This window comes from Micromonospora sp. NPDC049799, from assembly GCF_040656655.1.
Taxonomy (GTDB): Bacteria; Actinomycetota; Actinomycetes; order Mycobacteriales; family Micromonosporaceae; genus Micromonospora.
In genome coordinates, this window is record NZ_JBFAMU010000031.1 from 1 (window position 1) to 23,277 (window position 23,277).

At 72.1% G+C, this 23,277-nt stretch carries 20 protein-coding genes; 13 read left to right on the forward strand and 7 right to left on the reverse strand.

The features are described from left to right. Positions 1–366: Rieske (2Fe-2S) protein (locus AB0I76_RS04905; RefSeq protein WP_357030005.1), on the forward strand; the 366-nt coding region annotated here is incomplete at its 5' end. A 183-nt stretch (positions 367–549) separates the two neighbouring features. Next, positions 550–2,520: an excinuclease ABC subunit UvrC gene (gene uvrC / locus AB0I76_RS04910; RefSeq protein ID WP_357030007.1), complete on the forward strand. Its 1,971-nt coding sequence runs from the start codon at positions 550–552 to the stop codon at positions 2,518–2,520. A gap of 163 nt (positions 2,521–2,683) precedes the next feature. Here uvrC and recQ read toward each other — a convergent pair whose 3' ends face one another. Beyond that, positions 2,684–4,525: a DNA helicase RecQ gene (gene recQ, locus AB0I76_RS04915; protein WP_357030009.1), complete on the reverse strand. Its 1,842-nt coding sequence runs from the start codon at positions 4,523–4,525 to the stop codon at positions 2,684–2,686. A 222-nt stretch (positions 4,526–4,747) separates the two neighbouring features. Between recQ and rapZ the strand changes: the two genes are divergently transcribed. The 8 genes from rapZ (at position 4,748) to AB0I76_RS04955 (ending at position 11,805) form a co-directional block, all read left to right on the forward strand. After that, complete coding sequence (gene rapZ / locus AB0I76_RS04920; protein WP_357030040.1) at positions 4,748–5,638, forward strand: RNase adapter RapZ; 891 nt, start codon at positions 4,748–4,750, stop codon at positions 5,636–5,638. After that, entirely contained in the window at positions 5,635–6,615 is a 981-nt protein-coding gene (yvcK, locus tag AB0I76_RS04925) for a uridine diphosphate-N-acetylglucosamine-binding protein YvcK (RefSeq protein ID WP_357030011.1), read from the forward strand. The genes rapZ and yvcK overlap by 4 nt, the downstream gene beginning before the upstream one ends. A gap of 54 nt (positions 6,616–6,669) precedes the next feature. After that, entirely contained in the window at positions 6,670–7,650 is a 981-nt protein-coding gene (whiA, locus tag AB0I76_RS04930) for a DNA-binding protein WhiA (protein ID WP_030337350.1), read from the forward strand. Between the two features lie 317 nt (positions 7,651–7,967). After that, entirely contained in the window at positions 7,968–8,972 is a 1,005-nt protein-coding gene (gene gap, locus AB0I76_RS04935) for a type I glyceraldehyde-3-phosphate dehydrogenase (protein WP_357030014.1), read from the forward strand. After that, entirely contained in the window at positions 8,969–10,168 is a 1,200-nt protein-coding gene (locus AB0I76_RS04940; protein WP_357030016.1) for a phosphoglycerate kinase, read from the forward strand. Before gap ends, AB0I76_RS04940 begins: the two co-directional genes overlap by 4 nt. After that, entirely contained in the window at positions 10,169–10,960 is a 792-nt protein-coding gene (tpiA, locus tag AB0I76_RS04945) for a triose-phosphate isomerase (RefSeq protein ID WP_357030018.1), read from the forward strand. It abuts the gene before it with no gap. A 96-nt stretch (positions 10,961–11,056) separates the two neighbouring features. Beyond that, positions 11,057–11,311, forward strand: coding sequence for a preprotein translocase subunit SecG (gene secG, locus AB0I76_RS04950; protein ID WP_357030020.1), 255 nt, complete (start codon positions 11,057–11,059; stop codon positions 11,309–11,311). Between the two features lie 146 nt (positions 11,312–11,457). Continuing rightward, positions 11,458–11,805, forward strand: a complete 348-nt coding sequence (locus AB0I76_RS04955) for an RNA polymerase-binding protein RbpA (protein ID WP_357030022.1) — start codon at positions 11,458–11,460, stop codon at positions 11,803–11,805. An 85-nt stretch (positions 11,806–11,890) separates the two neighbouring features. On the opposite strand, the gene pgl is transcribed toward AB0I76_RS04955, so the two are convergent. From pgl to tkt, 6 genes are all read right to left on the reverse strand, one after another. Further along, positions 11,891–12,661, reverse strand: a complete 771-nt coding sequence (gene pgl, locus AB0I76_RS04960) for a 6-phosphogluconolactonase (RefSeq protein WP_357030024.1) — start codon at positions 12,659–12,661, stop codon at positions 11,891–11,893. A 69-nt stretch (positions 12,662–12,730) separates the two neighbouring features. After that, entirely contained in the window at positions 12,731–13,747 is a 1,017-nt protein-coding gene (locus AB0I76_RS04965; protein ID WP_357030026.1) for a glucose-6-phosphate dehydrogenase assembly protein OpcA, read from the reverse strand. Between the two features lie 91 nt (positions 13,748–13,838). Beyond that, entirely contained in the window at positions 13,839–15,389 is a 1,551-nt protein-coding gene (zwf, locus tag AB0I76_RS04970) for a glucose-6-phosphate dehydrogenase (RefSeq protein WP_357030042.1), read from the reverse strand. 2 nt (positions 15,390–15,391) lie between these two features. Further along, entirely contained in the window at positions 15,392–17,041 is a 1,650-nt protein-coding gene (locus AB0I76_RS04975; RefSeq protein ID WP_357030028.1) for a glucose-6-phosphate isomerase, read from the reverse strand. After that, positions 17,038–18,219, reverse strand: a complete 1,182-nt coding sequence (tal, locus tag AB0I76_RS04980; protein WP_357030030.1) for a transaldolase — start codon at positions 18,217–18,219, stop codon at positions 17,038–17,040. The genes AB0I76_RS04975 and tal overlap by 4 nt, the downstream gene beginning before the upstream one ends. A gap of 16 nt (positions 18,220–18,235) precedes the next feature. Further along, positions 18,236–20,374: a transketolase gene (tkt, locus tag AB0I76_RS04985; protein WP_357030033.1), complete on the reverse strand. Its 2,139-nt coding sequence runs from the start codon at positions 20,372–20,374 to the stop codon at positions 18,236–18,238. A gap of 279 nt (positions 20,375–20,653) precedes the next feature. Between tkt and AB0I76_RS04990 the strand changes: the two genes are divergently transcribed. The 3 genes from AB0I76_RS04990 to AB0I76_RS05000 all read left to right on the forward strand — a co-directional run bounded on the left by AB0I76_RS04990 (position 20,654) and on the right by AB0I76_RS05000 (position 23,155). After that, the gene (locus tag AB0I76_RS04990) at positions 20,654–21,613 is read left to right on the forward strand and encodes a heme o synthase (RefSeq protein ID WP_357030035.1); all 960 of its coding nucleotides are present in this window, start codon (positions 20,654–20,656) and stop codon (positions 21,611–21,613) included. A 277-nt stretch (positions 21,614–21,890) separates the two neighbouring features. Next, positions 21,891–22,226, forward strand: coding sequence for a hypothetical protein (locus AB0I76_RS04995; protein ID WP_357030037.1), 336 nt, complete (start codon positions 21,891–21,893; stop codon positions 22,224–22,226). A gap of 8 nt (positions 22,227–22,234) precedes the next feature. Beyond that, positions 22,235–23,155 (forward strand): hypothetical protein, encoded by a 921-nt coding sequence (locus AB0I76_RS05000; RefSeq protein WP_357030038.1) that lies wholly within the window; start codon positions 22,235–22,237, stop codon positions 23,153–23,155. Positions 23,156–23,277: the final 122 nt, after the last annotated feature.

Here is a 23,277-nt window from a genome sequence, read left to right on the forward strand (position 1 = left end):
GGCGACGGATCGGCGCCGGCCAGCGGCGGCCCGGGGGTCACGAGCACCGGCGACGCCGGTGGCGGTGACCGCGAGGGTGCCCAGTCCCTGGCCCGGACCACCGACATCCCGGTCGGCGGGGGAGCGGTCTTCGCCGCCCAGGGCGTGGTGATCACCCAACCCACCCCAGGTCAGTTCAAGGGCTTCGACCCGATCTGCACCCACCAGAACTGCCCGGTGACCAACGTCGACGGGGGCACGATCAACTGCGCCTGCCACGGCAGCAAGTTCTCGATCGAGGACGGCTCGGTCAAGACCGGCCCGGCCACCAAGCCGCTGGTCCCCAAGGACGTCAAGGTCGACGGAGACCGGATCACACTGGCCTGACCGGCTACCACCTGACCGCCGGCCGGCGCGGGGTTCTCGCAAGATCCACTCGGGTTCGTTGATGTCGGGGTGTCCCGGCTGTGCGGACCCTGCGCCGTCAATGAACCCGGGTCGGTCCCGCCACCGAGGTGCGGCACGGTCGGTCGCGGGGGAGTGTCGGGGGCGCGGACTACGCTTGCTGGCGTGGCTGACCCCTCGACCTACCGTCCCGCACCTGGCACCATCCCGGAGTCGCCGGGGGTCTACCGCTTCCGCGACGGCACCGGCCGGGTCATCTACGTCGGCAAGGCGAAGAACCTGCGCAGCCGGCTCAACTCCTACTTCGCCGACCCGGTCAACCTGCATCAGCGCACCCGCCAGATGGTCTTCACGGCAGAGTCGGTGGACTGGATCTCCGTGGGGACCGAGGTCGAGGCCCTCCAGCAGGAGTTCACCTGGATCAAGGAGTTCGACCCGCGCTTCAACGTGCGCTACCGCGACGACAAGTCCTACCCCTACCTCGCGGTGACCGTGGACGAGGAGTTCCCCCGCCTCCAGGTGATGCGCGGCGCGAAGCGCACGGGCGTGCGCTACTTCGGGCCGTACTCACACGCGTGGGCGATCCGCGACACGCTCGACCTGCTCCTGCGGGTCTTCCCGGCGCGGACCTGCTCCGCAGGGGTCTTCAAGCGGGCCGGCCAGGTCGGCCGCCCCTGCCTGCTGGGCGACATCGGCAAGTGCTCCGCGCCCTGCGTGGGCAGGGTCTCGGCGGAGGAGCACCGGCGCATCGTCGAGGGCTTCTGCGACTTCATGGGCGGTCGCACCGACACGATGGTGCGCCGGCTCGAACGGGAGATGATCGAGGCCAGCGAGCAGTTGGAGTTCGAGCGGGCCGCCCGGCTCCGCGACGACGTGGCCGCGCTGCGTCGCGCCATGGAGAAGCAGACGGTGGTGCTCGGTGACGGCACCGACGCCGACGTGGTCGCGTTCGCCGACGATCCGCTTGAAGCGGCCGTCCAGGTGTTCCATGTCCGCGACGGCCGGATCCGCGGCCAGCGGGGCTGGGTGGTCGAGAAGACCGAGGACCTGACCACCGGCGACCTGGTGCACCACTTCTGCACCCAGGTCTACGGCGGGGAACACGGCGAGGCGGACGTGCCCCGGGAGTTGCTGGTGCCCGAGCTGCCCGCCGACGCCGACGCCCTCGCCGACTGGTTGTCCAGCCACCGGGGCAGCCGGGTGTCGCTGCGGGTGCCGCAGCGCGGCGACAAGCGGAGCCTGTTGGAGACGGTCACGCGCAACGCCAAGGACGCCCTCACCCGGCACAAGCTGAAGCGGGCGGGCGACCTGACCACGCGCGGCAAGGCCCTTGACGAGATCCACGAGGCGCTCGACATGCGGACGTCCCCGCTGCGCATCGAGTGCTTCGACATCTCGCAGATCCAGGGCACCGACGTGGTGGCCAGCATGGTGGTCTTCGAGGACGGGCTGCCGCGCAGGAGCGAGTACCGGCGCTTCATCATCCGGGGCGCCACCGACGACCTCTCCGCCATGTCCGAGGTGCTGCGCCGGCGGTTCGCCCGCTATCTGGACGCGCGGGCCGAGACCGGTGAGGCGGGCGTGGAGTCGGCCGATGACCCCGGTGCGCCGGGCGGCCAGGCCGACGAGGACGAGCCGCGCGTCGGGGCGCTGGTCGACCCGACCACCGGGCGTCCGCGCAAGTTCGCGTACCCGCCGCAGCTGGTCGTGGTCGACGGTGGTGCGCCCCAGGTCGCGGCTGCGGCGCAGGCCCTCGCGGACCTGGGCGTCGACGATGTCGCACTCTGCGGCCTGGCCAAGCGGCTGGAGGAGGTCTGGCTGCCCGACGACGAGTTCCCGGTCATCCTCCCGCGCACCTCCGAGGGCCTCTACCTGCTGCAACGCGTCCGGGACGAGGCGCACCGCTTCGCCATCACCTTCCACCGGCAGCGGCGCTCCAAGCGCATGACGGAGTCGGCGCTGGACACGGTGCCCGGTCTGGGTGAGGTGCGGCGCAAGGCGCTGCTGCGGCACTTCGGGTCGCTCAAGCGGCTCTCCACCGCGACGGTGGAGGAGATCACCGAGGTGCCGGGTGTCGGCCGGCGCACCGCCGAGGCCGTCCTGGCCGCCCTGGACCCCACCCCGTCCACCGACTGACCACCCCCCGCCCCACCCGCGCCCCCGTCCTCGCCCGCCCCCGCGCCCCCGCCCTCGACGAGACGGCACCATCGGGGAAAGTGCTGCCTCAGCCGCTCGGGAGACAGCACTTTCCCCGATGGTGCGCGCGAGGAACGACGCGGCGGGTGTGGCGAGGGACGGGTCAGGCCTCGGTGAGGACCGTGAGGATCTGGTCGCCGTACCTGGCTAGCTTGTTCTCGCCTACGCCGTTGACCCGGGCCAGCTCGGCCAGCGAGGTGGGCGCGTCCGTGGCGATCTGGCGCAGCGTCGCGTCGTGGAAGATCACGTAGGCGGGGACGCCCTGCTCCTTCGCGCTGGCCGCCCGCCAGGCGCGGAGCCGCTCGAAGACGGCGGCGGCCGACGGCGGCAGCTCCGCGACCACGGTGGCCGCGCCCCGGGGCTTCGCCGACCGGGCCGATGCGGGGCGTTCCGGTTCCCGACGCAGCATGACCGAGCGTCGGCGGCCCAGCACCTCGGCGCTGGTGTCGGTGAGGACCAGGGTGCCGTAGTCGCCCTCGACCGCCAGCAGGCCCTCGGCGAGCAGTTGGCGGACCACGCCCCGCCACTCGGCCTCGCTGAGGTCGGTGCCGACACCGAAGACGGTCAGCGCGTCGTGGCCGTGCTGGGTGACCTTCTCGGTGGTGCGGCCGAGCAGGATGTCGATGCACTGCCCGGCGCCGAAGCGTTGGTTGCGCTCCCGGTCGAGCCGGTAGACCGTGGAGAGCAGCTTCTGCGCCGCGACCGTGCCGTCCCAGGACTCCGGCGGGTTGAGGCAGGTGTCGCAGTTGCCACAGGCGGTGGTGCCCTTCTCGCCGAAGTACTCCAGGAGCTGCGCCCGGCGGCAGCGGACCGTCTCGCAGAGCGCGAGCATGGCGTCGAGGTGGGCGGCGAGGTTGCGCCGGTGGGCCAGGTCGCCCTCGGACGTCTCGATCATCTTGCGTTGCTGCACCACGTCCTGGAGGCCGTACGCCAGCCAGGCGGTCGAGGGCAGGCCGTCCCGGCCGGCCCGGCCGGTCTCCTGGTAGTAGCCCTCGACCGACTTCGGCAGGTCCAGGTGCGCGACGAAGCGGACGTCCGGCTTGTCGATGCCCATGCCGAACGCGATCGTGGCAACCATGACCAGCCCGTCCTCCCGGAGGAAACGCTTCTGGTTCGCGGCGCGGGTGCCCGCGTCCAGGCCGGCGTGGTACGGCAGGGCGGGAACGCCGTTGGCCACCAGGAAGTCGGCGGTCTTCTCCACCGAGGCCCGGGACAGGCAGTAGACGATGCCCGCGTCGCCGGGGTGCTCGTCGCGCAGCAGGGCGAGCAACTGCTTGCGCGGCTCGCGCTTGGGCACGATCCGGTACTGGATGTTGGGCCGGTCGAAGCTGGCCACGAAGTGCCGGGCGTCGTCGAGCCGCAGCCGGGTGGCGATCTCGGTGCGGGTGGCGCTGGTCGCGGTGGCGGTCAGCGCGATGCGCGGGACGCCCGGCCAGCGCTCGTGCAGCATCGACAGGTTGAGATAGTCGGGCCGGAAGTCGTGACCCCACTGGGACACGCAGTGCGCCTCGTCGATGGCGAAGAGCGCGATCGAGCCCCGGTCCAGCAGGTGCAGGGTGGCCCGGCTCGCCAGCGCCTCCGGGGCCAGGTAGAGCAGGTCCAGCTCGCCGGCGAGGAAGGACGCCTCGACCGCGCGTCGGGCGGTGAGGTCCTGCGTCGAGTTGAGGAAGCCCGCCCGTGCGCCGACGGCGGTCAGCGCGTCGACCTGGTCCTGCATGAGGGCGATCAGCGGGGAGACCACCACCGCCACGCCGCTGCGGACCAGGGCCGGGATCTGGTAGCAGAGCGACTTGCCCCCACCGGTGGGCATCAGCACCAGCGCGTCCCCGCCGGCCACCACGTGGTCGACGACCTCCTGCTGGAAACCGCGGAAGGCGTCGTAGCCGAAGACCCGGCTCAGCACCCGCTCGGCCTCGGAGATCCGCACATCGGTGGGGGAGGTCATCCGCGGATTCTAGTGACCCGCCCCGACACGGCTGTGCCGGCGGGCGGGCGCGTCCGGGCGGGAAACCGGACGATCAGGTGTTCCGACGGTCACCCGTGGAATCCCGGCCCCGGTCCGAGCGGTTAGAGTCGCTGACTGACCATGCGCGGCCGGAGCGGTCGCGGCGCCACGGCTTGGGGGTAGTGGGTGAGCGAGGCGCGTACGGCCGAGGACCATGACGGCATCGTCGGCGGGGAGCCGGCCCCGACGGAGGGGGACACCACCCTGGTGGTGGTGACCGGCCTGTCCGGCGGTGGCCGCAGCACGGTGGCCCGGGCCCTGGAGAACGTCGGGTACTACGTGGTGGACAACCTGCCCCAGGCGCTCATGCTGGACATGGCGGAGCTGGCCCACAAGGCGGGCGGGGCGGCCCGGCGTACGGCGATGGTGCTGGACGTCCGCTCGCGGGCCTTCTCCACCGACCTCGCCGGGGCCATCCGGGAGCTGAAGGAGCGCGGCTTCTCGCCCCGGGTGGTGTTCGTCGACGCCGACGACGAGGTGCTCATCCGCCGGTTCGAGAGCGTCCGGCGGTCGCACCCGTTGCAGGGCGACGGGCGGCTGGCCGACGGCATCGCCGTCGAGCGCGGCCTGCTGGAGGAGGCCCGCGACCAGGCCGACGTGATCATCGACACCAGCCAGCTCAACGTGAACCAGCTACGCCGGCGGGTGGAGGAGCTGTTCGGCGGCGAGGACGCCCGCCGGCTGCGGGTGACCGTGCTGTCGTTCGGCTTCAAGTACGGCCTGCCGCCGGACGCCGACTTCGTGCTCGACGCCCGCTTCCTGCCCAACCCGTACTGGGTGCCCGAACTGCGGGAGCACACCGGGCGGGAGGAGGCGGTCAGCTCGTACGTGCTGGGTCAGGAGGGCGCGGAGGCGTTCGTGGGGTCGTACGCCGACCTGGTCAACGCCACCACCACCGGCTTCGAGCGGGAGGGCAAGCGGTACCTGACCGTCGCGGTCGGCTGCACCGGTGGCAAGCACCGCAGCGTCGCCATCGCCGAGGAACTGGCCGACCGGCTGCGCCGGTCCGGCCTGGCCGCGAGCGCCCACCACCGGGACCTGGGGCGGGAATGACGGCGCGGAGGGTGGTCGCCTTCGGCGGGGGGCACGGGCTCTCCGCCTCGCTGCGCGCGCTGCGGCGCTGCGCGCCAGAGGTCGACCTGGACATCACGGCGGTCGTCACGGTCGGTGACGACGGCGGTTCCAGCGGCCGGCTGCGCGCCGAGCGGGGCGGCCTGCCCCCTGGCGACCTGCGCCAGGCGCTCGTGGCGCTCGCCGGCGACCACCCGCAGACCCGGCGCAGCGCCGGCCTGTTCCAGCACCGGTTCGTGGAGCCGGCGGTGAACGGGCGCGGCGCCACCGACGGGCTGACCGGGCACGCGGTCGGCAACCTGGTGCTCTGCGGCCTCATGGAGCTGCTCAGCGACCCGGTGGCCGCCCTGGAGCACGCCGGCGCGATGCTGGGCACGGTCGGCCGGGTGCTGCCCATGTCCTGCCAGCCGGTGGGGATCGAGGCCCGGGTGCGGGGTGCCGACCCGGACCGGCCGGACGAGGTCCGTACGGTCACCGGCCAGCACCAGGTGGCGGTGACCACGGGCCGGGTGGAGTCGCTGCGGCTGAATCCGGACGCGCCGACGGCCTGCCCGCAGGCGGTCGAGGCGATCGGGACGGCCGACTGGCTGATCTTCGGGCCGGGGAGCTGGTACACGAGTGTCCTGCCGCACCTGCTGGTGCCGGAGTTGGCCGCGGCGATCGTGGCCAGTCCGGCCCGCCGGCTGGTCACGCTGAACCTCGCAGCCGAGAAGGAGACCCTGGGCCTCTCGGTGGCCGACCACCTGGCGGCGCTGCGCTGGTACCTGCCGGAGCTGAAAGCCGACTACGTCCTGGCGGATTCGAAGGCGGTCGGTGACCCCGAACCGGTCGAACGTGCGGCAGAATCGCTGGGTGCCCGGCTGGTCCTCGCCCCCGTCGCGGTCACCGACGGCACTCCCCGTCATGATCCCGCCGCCCTCGGCGCCGCACTGGTGCCGGTCCTGGGTGCCGATCGTTAGACACGTACGTAATCTCCGGCGACACGCCGGAACCGGTCCGTGAGGGGACGCACAATGGCGATGACGGCGGCGGTCAAGGACGAGCTGAGCCGGGTCGACGTGCCCAAGCCATGCTGCCGACGGGCGGAGATGGCGGCTCTGCTGCGCTTCGCCGGCGGGCTGCACATCGTCTCCGGCCGTGTGGTGGTCGAGGCGGAGCTGGACACGGGGGCGGTGGCCAGACGGCTGCGCCGGGAGATCGCGGAGGTCTACGGCTACCCCAGCGAGATCCACGTACTGGCCTCGGGCGGGCTGCGCAAGGGCAGCCACTTCATCGTCCGGGTGGTCAAGGACGGCGAGGCACTCGCCCGGCAGACCGGTCTGCTCGACGTCCGGGGCCGGCCGGTGCGCGGGCTGCCGCCGCACGTCGTCGCCGCGAACGTCTGCTGCGCGGTGTCGGCGTGGCGGGGCGCGTTCATGGCGCACGGCTCGCTGACCGAGCCGGGCCGGTCCAGCGCGCTGGAGATCACCTGCCCCGGCCCGGAGTCCGCGCTCGCCCTGGTCGGCGCGGCCCGCCGGATCGGCATCACCGCGAAGAACCGCGAGGTGCGCGGCGTGGACCGGGTGGTGGTCAAGGACGGCGACGCGATCGCCGCGCTGCTCACCCGCATCGGCGCGCACTCCAGCGTGCTGGCGTGGGAGGAGCGCCGGGTGCGGCGCGAGGTGCGGGCGACCGCCAACCGGCTGGCGAACTTCGACGACGCCAACCTGCGCCGGTCGGCGCGGGCCGCGGTGGCCGCCGCCGCCCGGGTCACCCGGGCGCTGGAGATCCTCGCCGACGAGGCGCCGAACCACCTGACCGACGCCGGCCGGCTGCGCCTGGAGCACCGGCAGGCGTCCCTGGAGGAGCTGGGCGCCCTCGCCGACCCGCCGCTGACCAAGGACGCCATCGCCGGCCGGATCCGCCGGTTGCTGGCGCTGGCCGACAAGCGGGCCCGGGACCTGGGGATCCCGGATACGGAAGCGGCCGTCACGCCCGACATGCTCGTGGTCTGATAGGACGGTGGCGGCCGGAGGACCCGAGCGAGCGCGACCAGCGCGTGTCCTCCACCGTGCCGCGGCGTCCCGCGACGCGAACCGGATCTTGCCCCGGCGCGGCGTGGTGCCGTGCGCTCGGCTAAGGTCACGACGTACGGCAAGGAGGCCGGCACAGGCATCCTCGCCGTGCTCACCGCCTCGGGCGGTCAGGTCCTTCGAGACCGCGGCGGGGTGGCCGAGATGAATCGTCAACGGCCGGCTCCAACGGTCGGCGCACACACCTCCGCCGGCCCGGGTCTTATGCCGGCGGACCAGAACGCGAGGAGATGGGACCTGTGACCATCCGGGTTGGCATCAACGGCTTCGGCCGCATCGGCCGTAACTTCTTCCGGGCCGTGCTGGCGTCCGGCGCGGACATCGAGGTCGTGGCGGTCAACGACCTGACCGACAACGCGACGCTCGCCCACCTGCTCAAGTACGACAGCATCCTGGGCCGCCTCCCGCACGAGGTGAAGGCCACCGCCGACGAGATCACCGTCGGCGGCAAGACCATCAAGGCGTACGCCGAGAAGGACCCGGCGGCGCTGCCGTGGGGTGAGGTCGGCGCGGACGTGGTCATCGAGTCCACCGGTTTCTTCACGGACGCCACCAAGGCGAAGGCGCACGTCGACGGCGGGGCCAAGAAGGTCATCATCTCCGCCCCGGCGAAGAACGAGGACGTCACGGTCGTCATGGGCGTCAACCACGACCAGTACGACCCGGCCAAGCACACCATCATCTCGAACGCGTCCTGCACGACTAACTGCCTCGCTCCGATGGCGAAGGTCCTGCACGACACGTTCGGCATCCAGCACGGCCTGATGACGACCATCCACGCGTACACCCAGGACCAGAACCTGCAGGACGCGCCGCACAAGGACCTGCGTCGCGCCCGGGCCGCCGCGCTGAACATCGTGCCGACCTCGACCGGCGCCGCGAAGGCGATCGGCCTGGTGCTTCCGGACCTGAAGGGCAAGCTGGACGGTTACGCGCTGCGCGTGCCGATCCCGACCGGCTCCGCCACCGACCTGACCGTCAACGTCAACCGTGAGACCACGGTGGACGAGGTCAACGCCGCGATGAAGGCCGCCGCCGAGGGCCCGCTCAAGGGCTTCCTCACCTACAACGACGACCCGATCGTGTCCGCCGACATCGTGACCGACCCGGCGTCGTGCATCTTCGACGCGCCGCTGACCAAGGTCGTCGGCAACCAGGTCAAGGTCGTCGGCTGGTACGACAACGAGTGGGGCTACTCGAACCGCCTGGTCGACCTGGTCAAGCTGGTGGGTCAGTCGCTGTGAGCATCCGTACCCTCGACGACCTGCTCGGCGAGGGGGTGTCGGGTCGGCGCGTGCTGGTGCGCGCCGACCTGAACGTCCCACTCGACAAGCAGACCGGAGCGATCAGCGACGACGGCCGCATCCGCGCGGTGCTGCCGACGCTGAAGGCGCTGGTGGACGCCGGCGCAAAGGTGATCGTCTTCTCGCACCTGGGCCGTCCGAAGGGCGCGCCGGACCCGCAGTTCAGCCTCCGTCCGGTCGCCGGGCGGCTCGGCGAGCTGCTCGGCGCACCGGTGCACTTCGCCGAGGACACCGTCGGCGACTCGGCGCGGTCCACCGTGGAGGGCTTGGCCGACGGCCAGGTCGCCCTGCTGGAGAACCTCCGCTTCAACAAGGGGGAGACCAGCAAGGACGACGCCGAGCGGGGCGCCTTCGCCGACCAGCTCGCCGCCTTCGGCGACGCGTACGTCGACGACGCCTTCGGTGCGGTGCACCGCAGGCACGCCAGCGTCCACGACGTGCCGGCGCGGCTGCCGCACGTCGCGGGCCGGCTGGTGCTGCGCGAGGTGGAGGTGCTCTCCAAGCTGACCGGCGAGCCGGAGCGCCCGTACGTGGTGGTGCTCGGTGGCTCGAAGGTCTCCGACAAGCTGGCGGTCATCGAGGCGCTGCTGCCGAAGGTCGACCGGCTGCTCATCGGCGGCGGCATGTGCTTCACCTTCCTCAAGGCGCAGGGTCACGAGGTGGGCTCCTCGCTCCTGGAGGAGGAGATGGTCCAGACCTGCCGTAGCCTGCTGGAGCGCTCCGAGGGCAAGATCATGCTCCCGGTCGACGTGGTGGCCGCGGACGCCTTCGCCCCGGACGCCGCGCACGACACCGTGCGGGCCGACGGCATCCCCAGCAAGCGGGTGGGCCTGGACATCGGCCCGGAGACCGTCGCCGGGTTCGCCGCCGCGCTGAAGGGCGCGCGGACCATCTTCTGGAACGGCCCGATGGGCGTGTTCGAGATGGAGGCGTTCGCGCACGGCACCCGGGGGGTGGCCGAGGCGATCGCCAAGGCCGACGCGTTCACCGTCGTCGGCGGCGGTGACTCCGCCGCGGCGGTCCGCGCCCTGGGGCTGGACGAGTCGAACTTCGATCACATCTCCACCGGCGGTGGCGCCTCCCTGGAGTACCTGGAGGGCAAGACCCTCCCCGGCATCGCGGCTCTGGAGAACTGAATGGCGAGCACCACCCGCCGGCCACTGATGGCCGGCAACTGGAAGATGAACCTGAACCACCTCGAGGCCAACCTGCTGGTGCAGAAGCTGGCGGCGAGCCTCACCGAAAAGCAGCTCACCGAGGTCGAGACGGTGGTCCTGCCGCCGTTCACCGACCTCCGGACGGTGCAGACCGCCGTGGACGGCGACAAGCTGCTGCTCGGGTACGGCGCGCAGGATCTGTCGCCGCACGCGTCCGGCGCCTACACCGGGGACATCTCCGGCGGAATGCTGGCGAAGCTGGGCTGCACGTACGTCGTGGTCGGCCACTCGGAGCGGCGGGCGTACCACGACGAGGACGACGTGGTCGTCAACGCCAAGGTCAAGGCGGCGCTGGCCCACGGGCTCACCCCGATCCTCTGCGTGGGCGAGGGGCTGGACATCCGTGAGCAGGGCACCCACGTGGCGCACTGCAGCGACCAGCTCGACGGGGCCCTGAAGGGGCTCTCCGCGGAGGACGTCACCAGGGTCGTCGTCGCGTACGAGCCGGTCTGGGCGATCGGCACGGGCAAGACGGCCACGCCGGAGGACGCCCAGGAGGTCTGCGGCGAGGTGCGCAAGCGCCTGGCCGAGAGCTTCGGCCAGGGCACCGCCGACGCCGTCCGCATCCTCTACGGCGGCTCGGTGAAGTCCTCCAACGTCGCCGCCATCATGGCCAAGCCGGACGTGGACGGCGCCCTGGTGGGCGGGGCGAGCCTGGATGCCGAGGAGTTCGCGAAGATCTGCCGGTTCCCGGAGCACACGGCCCGCTGATCGCTCGCTATCCTTGACTCCGCCCGTCCGCCGGTCGGTGCCGCCGTGCCCGATCTGACCGGGCGAGGACCGTAACGAGAGGAACTGACCCCAGCCATGCCGATCTGGTTCGCATACACGTTGATCGTGTTGCTGGTCATCACGAGCGTCCTGCTCACCATGCTGATCCTGCTCCACCGCGGTAAGGGTGGTGGGATGTCGAGCATGTTCGGCGGCGGCGTCAGCTCCAGCCTCGCCGGGTCGTCGGTCGCGGAGAAGAACCTCGACCGTTACACGGTCCTGGTGGGCATCGTCTGGTTCGCCTGCATCGTCGGGCTGGGGCTCTGGCTACGCCTGCAGATCGGCTCCTGAGCAGTCCGCAGAGTCGCACCATCCGCGCGCGGTCCGTCACCCGACGGGCCGCGCGCGGCCGTTTCACCCGCTGCACCGCGTCGCCCGTCGCCACCTGATCCTGATCCGGCGGCGGTTCCCCCTCCCGACGACAGGAGCGAGCAGCCGTGTCGAACGGCAACGTCATCCGCGGCACCCGGATCGGGTCGACCCCCGACCGTCCCACCGAGCGTTACGAGCCGGCCCCGTGCCGGGCGGTCACCTACTGGTGCCGCAACGACCACCGCGTCGAGATCCGGATGGCCGCGGAGGCGTCACCGCCGGACGTCTGGGACTGCCCGCGCTGCGGCCTCCCCGCCGGCCGGGACGCGCAGAACCCGCCCGGTCGCGTCCGGCCCGAGCCCTACAAGACCCACCTGGCGTACGTGAAGGAGCGGCGTACCGAGGAGGAGGGGGAGGCGATCCTCGCCGAGGCCCTCGCCGCGCTGCGCCGCCGCCGGGGGCGCCCCGAGTGAAAGGAAGGGCCCCCTGTTAACGCGCGACGTTAACCGGGGACCCTTCCTATGCACCAGGCGTTAAGCGGGGGCCCTTCCTTACACCTCAGCGGAGGCTGCGCAGGCGGGTCGGCACGTCGGCCGCGGCGGCCCGGTCCAACAACCAGAGCGTACGGCTGGTGCCCTGCACCCCGGCCGCGGGCAGCTGGACCGCGCCCGCGCCGGCGAGGGCCATGCCGACCGCCCGGGACTTGTCCGCACCGCTGGCTACCAGCCAGACCTCCTCGGCGGTGTTGATCGCCGGGAGGGTGAGCGTGGTCCGCACCGGCGGCGGCTTCGGGCTGCCCCGCACCGCGCTCACCGGGCGGCTCTCGTAGTGCACCGGGTGCTCGGGGAACACCGAGGCCACGTGCCCGTCCTCCCCGACGCCCAGCATCAGCACGTCGAAGTGGGGGAGGAGCGCCGTGCCCGGGCGGGCTGCCCCGGCCAGCTCCGCCGCGTACCGGGCGGCGGCCTCCTCGGGGTCGTTACCGGCCGGGCCGTCGGACGCCGGCATGGGGTGGATCCGCGCCGGGTCCAGCGGCACCGCGTCCAGCAGCGCCGCCCGGGCCTGCGTCTCGTTGCGCTCCGGGTCGCCGGCGGGCAGGAACCGTTCGTCACCCCACCACACGTCGACCCGGGACCAGTCCACCGCGTCCCGGGCGGGCAGGGCCGCCACCGCCCGGTAGACGGCGGCGGCGATCCGCCCTCCGGTCAGCACCACCGACGCCTGGCCCCGCTCGGCCTGCGCGTCGAGGACCTTGACCAGCAACCGGGCCGCCACCGCCTGGGCCAGCAGGTCGGCGTCGGCGTGGACGGCGACACTCGCCTCTGTCATTCGTTGTGCCTTCGTTTCTCCGGCCGTGATGGCCGGTGTTCCGCAGGTGCCGTGAACCGCCGGGGGCGGTCAGTGCCCCGCACTCGTGCCCGCGTGCGCGGTGACTCCCGCCTCCGCCCGCTGCGCCTCCGAGGGATCCTTCCAGACGTGCACCCGCTGGGCCGGACGTTGGTCCAGGCCGGTCAGCTCCACCGTGGCGCCCAGCGCCTCCGCGTACACCTGGTCGGCGTCGAGCCGGCGCAGCTCCTCGGCCAGTTCGTCGCCGAGCGGCCGGCGGACCAGCGGCAGCCTGCGGTCCTCCTGGCCGGTACGCCGGAAGACCGCCATGCTGTCGTCCCGGGTCAGCGTCAGCTCGTCGCCGTTGGCGCAGCGCAGCTGCACCTCCCGCATCCGGGGGTACTCGTCGGTGTGCTCCCACTGCGGGCTGATGCCCAGCCGGCTGGCCAGCCAGCCGATCATCAGCGCGGCCGTCGGGTCGGTCCGCGGTGCGACCACGGTCGCCTCGGTGACCCGCGCCTCGGTGGTGTCGAAGGCACCCGCGACGAGGGTGCGCCACAGGGTGATCCGGCTCCACGCGAGGTCGGTGTCGCCGGGGGCGTAGTCCCGGGCCCGCTGGTGCAGCGCCCGGATCGGGTCGGCGGCCTGACCGGCGTCGGTGATCCGGCGGTCGGCCACCACGCCCAGGAAGTCCGTGGCGATCTCGGCCGGCGGCTCGCCGTGCCACCAGGTCACCACGGGGACGTCCGGAACCAGCAGCGGCATCACCACCGACTCGGCGTGCAGGGCCAGCCGCCCGTACATCCGGGTGACCACGGCCTCGCAGGGCCCGAGCCGGCCGCCGACGACGATCTCCGCGTCCAGCCGGTTGCGGTCCCGCTCGACGTCGGAGCGGACCACCACCAGCAGGCGGCACGGGTGCGCGGCGGCGGCGATGGTCGCCGCCGCCTCCGCCTCGCGGACGCGTTTCTCGTCCACCACCACGATCAGGGTGAGCGCCATCCCGCTGGCGACCCCGCCGGCGCTGCGCCGTTCGGCGGCGAGCGCCTTGACCACCTCGTTGCCGGTGGTGTCCCACAGTCCGATCACGGCAGCCTCCTGGTTCGCTCGGTGCGCTCGCTCACAGCACGTCCTTCCGTTCGCGACTGCGGGGCTCGCAGAACCGGCTCACTCCTCGCGCTCACGCCCGCCGCCACGCCCGGCCCTCGCGTGCCAGCATCTCGTCCGCCGCCCGGGGGCCCCACTCGCCGGCCCGGTACGGCTCCGGCTTCGTGTCCGCCCACGCCCGCTCCAGCGGGTCCACGACCTGCCAGCTCTGCTCGACCTCGGCGGCGTCGGGGAAGAGGGTGCGGTCACCGATCAGCACGTCCAGGACCAGGCGTTCGTACGCCTCCGGGCTGGACTCGGTGAACGCCTCGCCGTACTGGAAGTCCATCGCGATGTCCCGGACCTCCATGGTGGTGCCGGGCACCTTCGAGCCGAACTTGAGCACCACGCCCTCGTCCGGTTGGACCCGGATGACGAGCTGGTTATTGCCCAGCGACTCCATGTCGGCCGCGTTGAACGGCAGGTGCGGCGCCTTCTTGAAGATGATGGCGACCTCGGTGACCCGCCGGGGCAGCCGCTTGCCGGCCCGGATGTAGAACGGCACCTCCGCCCAGCGGCGGTTCTGGATGCCGAGCCGGACCGCCACGTACGTCTCGGTGGTGGAGTCGGCGGGCACGCCCTCCTCGTCCAGGTAGCCGACGGCGCGCTGCCCACCCACCCAGCCGGGCAGGTACTGGCCGCGGACGGTGCCCTCGGCGACGTTGAGCGGCAGCGTGATGGCCCGGAGCACCTTGAGCTTCTCGGTGCGGATCTCGTCCGCGTCGAAGCTGGTCGGCTCTTCCATCGCCACCAGCGCCAGCAGCTGGAGCAGGTGGTTCTGGACGACGTCGCGGGCGGCGCCGGCCGAGTCGTAGAACCCGGCGCGGCTGCCGATGCCCACGTCCTCGGCCATGGTGATCTGCACCGAGTCGACGTACTTGGAGTTCCACAGCGGTTCGAACAGGTTGTTGGCGAACCGCAGGGCGAGGATGTTCTGGACCGTCTCCTTGCCCAGGTAGTGGTCGATCCGGAAGACGTCCTCGCGGGTGAAGACGTCGTCGACCAGGTCGTTGAGCGCCTTCGCCGAGGGCAGGTCGTTGCCGAACGGCTTCTCCACCACGACCCGGCGCCAGCCGCCGGACTTGGCGTTGTCGGCCATGCCGGTGCGGGCGAGCTGCTTGAGCACGACCGGGAACGCGGCCGGGGGGATCGAGAAGTAGAAGGCGGCGTTACCGGGGATGCCGTGCGTCTGGCGCAGCTCGTCGAGCGTGGCGGCGAGCTGGTCGAACGCGGCGTCGTCGTCGAACGAGCCACCGACGAACTTGATGTTGCCGGCGAGCCGTGCCCACACCTCCTCCCGCCAGGGCGTGCGGGCGTGCTGCTTGGCCGCCTCGTGGGCGAGGGACTCGAAGTCGCCGTCGCCCCAGTCCCGGCGGGCGAAGCCGAGGACGACGAAGCCCGGTGGCAGCAGCCCCCGGTTCGCCAGGTCGTACACGGCCGGCAGCAGCTTCTTCCGGGCCAGGTCACCGGTGACGCCGAAGATGACCAGGGCGCAGGGCTCCGGGATCCTCGGCAGCCGCCGGTCCTGCGGGTCGCGTAGCGGGTTCACGCCGCCTCCTCGCTCCGCGTCGTCCACGTTCGTCATCGTCACGTGCGCAGCGCTCCGACCGCATCCAGCAGCTGGGCCACGCCCGTCGACCGGTCGGTCAGGTGCAGGCGCACCAGCGGACGCTCCCGGCCGGCCAGGGCCTGCCGGTCGCCGGCGGCCTGCGCGGCCTGCAGCTCACCGAAGGTGTACGCCCTACCGGGCACCGGCAGGTCCTCCGTCACCGCGCCGGTGAGCTGGAGGTAGCTGCCCACCTGCGGACCGCCCTTGTGGTACTGGCCGGTGGAGTGCAGGAAGCGTGGCCCCCAGCCGAACGTCACCGGACGGCCGGCGGCACCGGCCAGCGCCGGACGCAGCCGGGCCGCGTCCGCGTCGGCGAACCGGTCCAGGTACGCCATGACGGCGAGGTAGCCGTCGTCGCCGAGCGCGTCGACCAGCCAGCGCAGCACGCCGGCCAGGTCACCCGGCGCGCCCTGCGGCGCGTACACCTCGATCGCGCCCTCGGTGAACGACGGCTTCTCCGCCGGCGGGCCCGAGGCGAGGATCTTGTTGGTGTTCTCCTTGGACTCGGTGACGTTGGGCTGGTTGAACGGGTCGATGCCGAGCACCACACCGGCGATCGCCGTGGCGTACTCCCAGGTCAGGAACTGGGCGCCGAGCGGGCCGTTGACCGCCACGTCCGGGCTCGCGCCGCCGCCGGGCACGTCCCCGACGGCCAGTGCACCGCCGTAGGTGACGGTGAGCACGTCGTCGCCGGTGGCCCCGGGGCTCTGCGGCGACTCGACCACCACCGGCAGGATGCCCACGCCGGCCTTGCCGGTGGACTCGGCGATCAGCTGCTCGGCCCAGTCGCCGAGACCCTCGACACCGGTGCCGTCGGAGACCAGCGCGATCTTGTCCCGACCCATGGTGGCCGCCGCGCCGAGCGCCGCCCCGAGCGCCAGACCCGGGTTCTCGCGGTCGCCCCCGAGCGAGCGGGACAGCTCCTCGGCCTGGTCCAGCAGCTCGGCCACCTCGACGCCGGCCAGCGCGGACGGGACCAGCCCGAACGCGGTCAGCGCCGAGTAGCGCCCGCCCACGTTCGGGTCGGCGAGCACGGTGAACGCGCCCATCTCGGCGGCGGTGGCCTCCAGCGGCGAACCCGGGTCGGTGACGATGACGAAGTGCCGGCCGGCCTCCGCCTCGGTCATCCCGGCGTCCAGGAACGCCTGCCAGTACGCGCGACGGTGGCTGTCGGTTTCCACGGTGGAGCCGGACTTGCTGGCCACCACGACCACGGTGCGCTCCAGCCGGTCGGCCAGCGCCGCCCGGACCTGGCCCGGGTCGGTGGTGTCCAGCACGGTGAGGTCCTTGCCGAGGGTGCGCGCGATGACCTCGGGGGCCAGCGACGAACCGCCCATGCCGGCGAGGACCACGTGGTCCAGGTCGGCCAGCTCCGCCTTCAGCTCGGCGAGCTGGGGGAGCAGTTCCAGGCTGCGGCGGTGGGTGTCCACCCACCCGAGCCGGATCTTGGCCTCGGCCTCGGCGTCCGGGCCCCACAGGGTCGGGTCCTTGTCGGCCAGCTTGGCCGGCACACCCGCGGAGACCAGTGCGTCGCGGGTGGAGGCGGGCGCGGACTTGTCGACCGCGTCCGCCCCGTACACGGAGAGCCCGGCGGCCGCCTCGACGGCCCCCGCGAGCAGGTCGCTCATGCGTTACCCCCCGCCCGCTGCGCGGCCTCGGCGTTGCCCTTCGCGGCGTCGCCCGGGTGCCCGGTGCCGGCGCCTGCGGCGGCGAGCGACTTGCGGACGCCGTCGAGCAGTTCCAGCCAGCTCGCCTCGAACTTCTCCACGCCCTCGCGCTCCAGCACGCCGATCACGTCGGCCATGTCCACGCCGACCGACTCCAGGTCGCCGAAGACCTTCCGGGCGTCGTCGTACGCGCCGGTGATGGTGTCGCCGTTCGTCTCGCCGTGGTCGGCGAAGGCGTGGATGACCGATTCCGGCATGGTGTTGACGGTGCCGGGGGCGATCAGCTCCTCGACGTAGATCACGTCCCGGTAGTCCGGGTTCTTCGTGGAGGTGGACGCCCACAGCGGCCGCTGCGGGTGCGCACCGGCGTCGGCGAGGGCCTGCCAGCGGTCGGAGGAGAAGACCTCGCCGTAGCGCTCGTACGCCAGCCTGGCATTGGCGACGGCGGCCTTGCCGCGCAGGGCCTTGGCCTGCTCGGAGCCGATCTTCTCGAGCCTTTTGTCGACCTCGGAGTCGACGCGGGAGACGAAGAACGACGCCACCGAGCCGATCTTCGACAGGTCGTGGCCGTTGGCCTTCGCCTGCTCCAGGCCGGCGAGGAACGCCTCCATCACCTGCGAGTACCGGTCCAGCCCGAAGATCAGGGTCACGTTGACGCTGATCCCCTCGGCCAGGGTCGCGGTGATCGCCGGCAGGCCCGCCTCGGTGGCCGGAATCTTGATGAAGAGGTTCGGCCGGTCGACCAGCCACCACAGCGCCTTGGCCTCCGCGACGGTCTTCTCCGTCTCGTGGGCCAGGCGCGGGTCGACCTCGATCGAGACCCGGCCGTCGACGCCCGCGCTGGCGTCGTACGACGGGCGCATCACGTCGCACGCCCACCGCACGTCGTACGTGGTGAGCATGCGTACGGCCTCTTCGACCTCCACCCCACGGGTGGCAAGGTCACGCAGCTGCCAGTCGTACTCGTCGGCGTCGCTCAGCGCCTTCGCGAAGATTGTCGGGTTCGTGGTCACCCCGACGATGTGCTTCTCCCGGCGGAGCTGGTCCAGCCCGCCGGAGCTCAGCCGCACCCGGGAAAGATCATCGAGCCACAGCGCCACACCCGCGGCGGTGAGCTCGCTCAGCCTGTCCGTTGTCATACCGCCAACGCTCCCCTCAGTTGCCGGTCGTGAAACCGGTGATGTCGCCGACCCGGGCCAGCGCCGCGTGCGCGGCCGCCATGATCCGGTCGGGGGTGAAGCCGAACTGCTCGAAGAGCACCGTGTGCGGCGCGCTCGCCCCGTAGTGCTCCAGGCTGACGGTCTCGCCGCAGTCACCGACGATCGCCTGCCAGGACATCGCGATGCCCGCCTCCACGCTCACCCGAGCCTTTACCCCGCGCGGCAGGACCGACTCCCGGTAGGCCTCATCCTGCTCGTGGAACCACTCCTGACAGGGCATGGAGACGACCCGGGTCGGGGTGCCGTCGGCCTCCAGGCGCTCACGCGCGGTCAGGCAGAGCTGTACCTCGGAACCGGTACCGATGATGATCACCTGCGGCTTGCCGTTGGACGCCTCCGCCAGCACGTAACCACCACGGGCCACGCCCTCGGCGCCGGCCAGGGTCGACCGGTCCAGGGTCGGCAGCGCCTGGCGGCTGAGCGCCAGGGCGGTCGGCCGGTCGGTGTGCTCCAGGGCCTGCCGCCACGCCCAGGCGGTCTCGTTGGCGTCGGCCGGGCGGACCACGTCCAGGCCGGGGATGGCCCGCAGCGCGGTCAGGTGCTCCACGGGCTGGTGGGTCGGGCCGTCCTCGCCGAGGCCGATCGAGTCGTGCGTCCAGACGTAGACCACCGGCAGCTTCATCAGCGCGGCCAGCCGCACCGACGGGCGCATGTAGTCGCTGAAAACGAGGAACGTCCCGCCGTACGGGCGGGTGCCGCCGTGCAGGGCGATGCCGTTGAGGATCGCTCCCATGGCGTGCTCGCGGATGCCGAAGTGCAGCGTCCGGCCGTACTCGTGGCCGGGGAAGTCCTTGGTCGCGTGGCCGGACGGAATGAAGGAGGGCTCGCCCTTCATCGTGGTGTTGTTGCTCTCCGCGAGGTCGGCCGAGCCGCCCCACAGCTCCGGCAGCACCGGGGCGAGCGCCTCCAGGACCTTGCCGGACGCGGCCCGCGTCGCGATGCCCTTGGCGTCGGCGGGGAACTCCGGCAGCGCGTCGGCCCAACCCTGCGGCAGCACCCGGCCGGCCATCCGGTCGTACAGCGCCTTCCGCCCGGCGTTGGCACCGGCCCAGGTCTCGAAGGCCCGGGTCCACTCCTGCTGGGCGGCGTCGCCCCGCTGCATCACCTCGCGGGCGTGCGCGAGGACCTCCTCGGTGACCTCGAACGACTGGGCCGGGTCGAAGCCGAGGATCTGCTTGGTGGCGGCCACCTCGTCGCCGCCGAGCGCCGAACCGTGGATCTTGCCGGTGTTCTGCTTGTTGGGCGCGGGCCAGCCGATGATGGTGCGCAGCGCGATGAAGGAGGGGCGCGCGGTCTCGGCCCTGGCCGCCAGCAGCGCCCGGTACAGCTCCTCCACGTCCTCGTGGTAGTCGCCCTGGTCGGCGTCGCCGCGCCGCCAGTCGACGGTCTGCACGTGCCAGCCGTACGCCTCGTAGCGGGCGGCGACGTCCTCGCTCTTGGCGATCCGGGTGTCGTCCTCGATCGAGATCTCGTTGTCGTCGTAGATCAGGCAGAGGTTGCCCAGCTGCTGGTGCCCGGCGAGGGCGCTGGCCTCGTGGCTGATGCCCTCCTCGATGTCGCCGTCGGAGGCGATGCACCAGATGTCGTGGTCGAAGACCGAGGCGCCCGGCTCGGCCTCCGGGTCGAACAGGCCGCGCTCGCGGCGGGCCGCCATCGCCATGCCGACCGCGTTGCCGAGGCCCTGGCCGAGCGGGCCGGTGGTCGTCTCGACGCCCGGGGTGTGCCCGTGCTCGGGGTGGCCCGGGGTGAGCGAACCCCACTGGCGCAGCGACCGCAGGTCCTCCAGGCTCAGCGGGTAACCGGAGAGGAAGAGCTGGATGTAGAGGGTCAGGCTGGAGTGGCCGGCGGAGAGCACGAAGCGGTCCCGCCCCGCCCAGTTCGGGTCCGCCGGGTTGTGCCGCATGACCCGGTTGAAGAGCAGGTACGCCGCGGGCGCGAGGCTCATCGCCGTGCCCGGGTGGCCGTTGCCGGATTTCTCGACGGCGTCCATGGCCAGCACGCGGACCGTGTCCACGGCCCGGCGATCGAGGTCGGACCAGTTGAGTGCGGGGTGCTCGGGTCGGTTGGCAGCCACGATGGTTGTGCTCCTCGGCAGATGGGCGGAACCCTCACTGATGACCCTATCGAGCGGTCCTAAACGTCCGCCCGGGGATCTCTGCATGCTCGTATGTACGTGTCCGGGGGCATCGGCCGTTCAGTACGTCCTCGTTGCCTGCCGGTGTGACGGCCGGCACCGTTACCGGGTCCCCCGGGCAGCCAAAACGACAGCGCGTAGTGTGTGGTGCGGTGTGGACCCCGGACGTGGTCCCGCCCGGCCCCGACCTCCCCTCCCGACGCCGGAAGGTGGCAATCCGTGAGCATGATCACCGAGCGCCCCGTCAGCAACTCTGCCGGGCAGCCGCCGGTGCGCACGGCCGCGGAGAGGGCGACGGCCCGCCCCCGCGACCTCCGGGCGGTCGTGGCCGCGTACGTGGCGCTCACCAAGCCGCGGATCGTCGAGCTGCTGCTGGTGACCACGGTGCCGGCGATGATGCTCGCGCACGGTGGCATGCCGTCGCTGTGGCTGGTGGCGGTGGTGCTGGTGGGCGGCTCGCTCGCCGCCGGCGCGGCCAGTGTCCTCAACTGTTACATCGACCGCGACATCGACCAGCTGATGCGGCGCACGAAGCGTCGCCCGCTGCCCGCGCACACCGTGTCGCCGCGCAACGCGCTGGTCTTCGGGCTGGTGCTGGCGGTCGTCTCGGTCACCCTGATGGCGGTGGCGACCAACCTGCTGGCCGCCGGGCTCACCCTGGCCGCGATCGTCTACTACGACCTCGTCTACACGCTCTGGCTCAAGCGCACCACGGCGGCCAACACCTTCTGGGGCGGCGCGTGCGGGGCGGCACCGGTGCTGATCGGCTGGGCGGCGGTCACCGGTTCCCTCGCCCCGGCGGCGTGGGGCCTGTTCGCGGTGGTCTTCTTCTGGCAGATGCCGCACTTCTACCCGCTCGCGATGAAGTACAAGGACGACTACGCCCGGGCGGGCATCCCGATGCTGCCGGTGGTGGCCTCCACCCGCCGGGTCAACGCGGAGATCCTGATCTTCGCCTGGCTCACCGTGCTGACGTCGCTGGCGGTGTGGCCGCTGGGGATGAGCGCCATCTACGGCGTACCGACCCTGGTGGTGGGGGCGATCTTCCTGGTCGAGGCGCACAAGCTGTGCCGCCGCGCGACGCGGGGCGAGGCCGTCAAGCCGATGCGGCTGTTCCACTGGTCCACGACCTACCTGACGATCCTCTTCGCCGCGGTGGCGCTCGACGCCCTGCTCTGATCCCTGCCGGTCGGCGCGCACCGCTGAAGCCGGACAAGTCACTCTCAGGGATGACTTGTCCGGCTTTACCATTGCACGAAAGGAAGTTTCGTCACACTGCTCCACCTGTTGTCGTCTGTTCATGATCCGGTCACTTCGTCACGGCGGTTTAGACCGGCAAGTCCGGACATATCCGGGCGGTTTACCTGTTGTCTTCCTTAAACCTGCGGGTAATTGGCATCACAAAAGGTTCATGGAAGTCGCCCGCACGGGTGCACATCTGCTTAGGCTTCGCGTCATGGCAGATGGTTCCGATACGACGCTGACGGCTGAGCAGGCCGCCACCGCGCAGGCTCCCAACGGCCTTGTCGCGGGTATCAAGTCGTTCGCCGCCGGGCACGGCGGGGCGAAGGCGGTCATCGAGTACGTCGGCAAGCGGGGGGCACGGATCGTCCTGGTGGGCGAGGACGGGGCGTGGGGCGACCAGTTCGCCGACGACACCGTCGTCGCACGGCAGGCGTGCGCCAAGGCGGGGGTCACCGTCGAGAACGCCTGGGAGCGTGAGCTCATGGACCAGATGCGTCCGAGCAACGACCTCTGGCGGTCGATGGCCCGGCGCACGATGTCCCGCTGACACATAAATTGTCCAGTTACCACCAGTCGACCCGGGGGGAACCCCGGGTCGCTCTCGTGACCTGCGCCGAACTGGCCGACCTGGAGGCGGACGACCGCCTCGTGATCGGCCCGCTCGCGGCGCGCGGTGTGGCCGCCGACGCTGTCGTCTGGGACGACCCGGCCGTCGAGTGGTCGCGCTACGACCTGGCGGTGCTCCGCTCGCCCTGGGACTACATGTCCCGCCGGGACGAGTTCGTCACCTGGGCGGGCAACGTGCCGGCCCTGGCCAACCCGGCCGACGTGGTGGGATGGAACACCGACAAGCGCTACCTGGACGAGCTGTCCGCCGCCGGGGTTCCCACCGTGCCCACCTCGTGGGTGGCGCCGGGGGAGACGTGGGTCCTGCCCGCCGACCGTGGCGAGTACGTGATCAAGCCCGCGGTCAGCGCCGGCAGCCAGGACACCGGCCGCTACGACCTGGCCGACCCGGAGCACCGCGACCTCGCGTACGCCCACGTGCGGCGCCTCGGCGACGCCGGCCGGATGACCATGGTGCAGCCGTACCTCGACGCGGTCGACACGGCCGGCGAGACCGCGCTGCTCTTCCTGGCCACCCCGGACGGGCTCCGATTCAGCCACGCGATCCGCAAGGGTCCGATGCTCACCGGGCCCGACCTCGGCACCGACGGGCTCTACAAGGCCGAGGAGATCAGCGCCCGCGACCCGGGCGCCGAGGAGTTGGCGGTGGCGGAGAAGACCCTGGCGGCGGTCCCAGGCGGGTCGGAGCGGCTGCTCTACGCCCGGGTGGACCTGATTCCGGGTGCCGACGGCGCGCCGGTGCTGGTGGAGCTGGAGCTGACCGAGCCCTCGCTCTTCCTCGGGTACGCCGACGGCGCCCCCGAACGCCTCGCCGAGGCGATCCTCGCCCGCCTGTCCCGCCCTGTCTGATCGGCCCGGGGGTCGGGCCTCCAAGATCGCGCAACATCGCGGAAGTAGTGGGCTCGCGACAGCCGCGAGGCCACAACATCATGGTTGGAGCACGATCAAGGGCGCGGGGCGCGGGGCGCGGG

What these genes read in the sequence shown, in the direction of transcription:
- secG (WP_357030020.1), top strand. Translation starts at nt 11,057, where the DNA reads ATGCCGATCTGGTTCGCATACACGTTGATCGTGTTGCTGGTCATCACG.
- zwf (WP_357030042.1), bottom strand. Translation starts at nt 15,389, where the DNA reads ATGACGAACGTGGACGACGCGGAGCGAGGAGGCGGCGTGAACCCGCTA.
- tal (WP_357030030.1), bottom strand. Translation starts at nt 18,219, where the DNA reads ATGACAACGGACAGGCTGAGCGAGCTCACCGCCGCGGGTGTGGCGCTG.
- tpiA (WP_357030018.1), top strand. Translation starts at nt 10,169, where the DNA reads ATGGCGAGCACCACCCGCCGGCCACTGATGGCCGGCAACTGGAAGATG.
- AB0I76_RS04975 (WP_357030028.1), bottom strand. Translation starts at nt 17,041, where the DNA reads ATGAGCGACCTGCTCGCGGGGGCCGTCGAGGCGGCCGCCGGGCTCTCC.
- AB0I76_RS04995 (WP_357030037.1), top strand. Translation starts at nt 21,891, where the DNA reads ATGGCAGATGGTTCCGATACGACGCTGACGGCTGAGCAGGCCGCCACC.
- recQ (WP_357030009.1), bottom strand. Translation starts at nt 4,525, where the DNA reads ATGACCTCCCCCACCGATGTGCGGATCTCCGAGGCCGAGCGGGTGCTG.
- yvcK (WP_357030011.1), top strand. Translation starts at nt 5,635, where the DNA reads ATGACGGCGCGGAGGGTGGTCGCCTTCGGCGGGGGGCACGGGCTCTCC.
- whiA (WP_030337350.1), top strand. Translation starts at nt 6,670, where the DNA reads ATGGCGATGACGGCGGCGGTCAAGGACGAGCTGAGCCGGGTCGACGTG.
- pgl (WP_357030024.1), bottom strand. Translation starts at nt 12,661, where the DNA reads ATGACAGAGGCGAGTGTCGCCGTCCACGCCGACGCCGACCTGCTGGCC.